This is a genomic window from Streptomyces sp. NPDC055140 (assembly GCF_053607285.1).
In genome coordinates this window covers 1-1,358 of record NZ_JBSGTG010000200.1, presented here as the reverse complement: position 1 = coordinate 1,358, position 1,358 = coordinate 1, and the positions used below count along the sequence as shown (strand labels likewise).

The window sequence follows — 1,358 nt, the reverse complement described above, 5'->3', positions numbered from 1 at the left end:
GGCGTGGGCGAGGGAGCGGGGTCGCCGGACGGGCTCGGCTGGGCTGGTGGTGTTGGCCCGGGTGCTGTCACTGCGATGCACTCCTACCTGTCGCCACAAGGAGCTCTGAATCCACGAGGGCAGTCAGCGGCTGCGACTCTTCCCATCTGCAGGATGCCGAGCACGGCGCTCCTGCTGACGCAGGTTCTCCTCCCGCTCAGTCTGCTCGCGAGTCTCTCGTCCGGCCTGCCTGCTCAAGCCACCGTAAACCCGCCTCCGTGACGAGCAACATATTCGTGAACAGCTGGGAATCCTGTGGGATGTGAGTGCCCATCGGCTGGGGCGTTTCGGTAGGAGCGTGCCCCGTGCCGGCCGGGGCACGCCAGGGGGTCAGCGGGAGGGGTGCGGGGCGAGGGAGACGAGGAAGTCGACGCCGGCGCCGTGCACGTCGACGGAGGCCCGGCTCGTGTCGCAGGCCCGGGTCATCGGGTCGAGGGCGGGGCACGGCGTAGCCGTATGGGCCGGGCGTGGTGCTGATCGCGATTCCGCCCTGCTCGGTCTGCTCGACGTCGGTGCGCTGGGCGAGGAACACGACCAGTCGGCCCTGTACGCCCCACAGTGGGCCCGGTGCCGCGGCTCGGCGGGGTGCTCCGGCAGGAGAAACGGGGCCACAGCCCGCTCGACAGCGGGCACAGGGCCGGTGATCGACACGTGGCACTCGGGGTTCGTGCCGTGCAGGGTCACCGAGTACCGGAATCGGGTCGGGGTGCCCACGGGGTCGTGGACGTGTTCAGGAGGGGACCGCCCCGGTCGAATGTGGCCAGGCCCTGTCGGCGTATCGCGTCGCGGACCTCGGCGAGCAGCTCGATCTCAAGCCTCTCAGGCCCGCTGCCCTCGGGTGACGACGCGGCGGGTGTTGGCGCGTCATCGTCCGCGGTGCCAGAACGCGTGGCCAGGTTCCAACTGTCGTGTCCCGGCTCACTGGGCCATGCCGATGGGCATTACCGCGCCACGCTCAGGCGCCGATGCCGACGGAGGACACGTAGGCGTAGGCGGCGTAGTCGCTGTCCAGGTCGGTGATGACGTCGTCCCAGATTTCGTCCATCAGGCCGGCGTCCTGGGCGGCCCAGGCATCGACCATGTCGGCCCACACGTAGCGGACCGTGATCGAGCGCTCGGTGACTGTTCACCCGGGCGCGGCTGGCGGTGACGGCGGACTGGTCGACGGGATAGATCTCCATGCGGCGGCCCTGGCCGTCGTTGTCGAGGTGCCGCTTGAGCCAGCCGGAGCGGATCAGGTTCTCGCGGCGGCGGACCCAGTACGCACTGTCGAGGCGTTCCAAGTTGGCTTTGGAGGGGCGGGACTTGCCCTTAAACCA

At 69.6% G+C, this 1,358-nt stretch carries 2 protein-coding genes; one reads left to right on the top strand and one right to left on the bottom strand.

Features of this window, described 5'->3' with window-relative positions:
• Positions 1 to 994 precede the first annotated feature (994 nt).
• The gene (locus ACWFR4_RS48980; protein WP_453658485.1) at positions 995 to 1,132 is read right to left on the bottom strand and encodes a hypothetical protein; all 138 of its coding nucleotides are present in this window, start codon (positions 1,130 to 1,132) and stop codon (positions 995 to 997) included.
• A 10-nt stretch (positions 1,133 to 1,142) separates the two neighbouring features.
• Here ACWFR4_RS48980 and ACWFR4_RS48975 point away from each other — a divergent pair.
• Positions 1,143 to 1,358, top strand: a 216-nt coding sequence (locus ACWFR4_RS48975) for a hypothetical protein (protein WP_453658483.1), incomplete at its 3' end; no start/stop codon positions are given.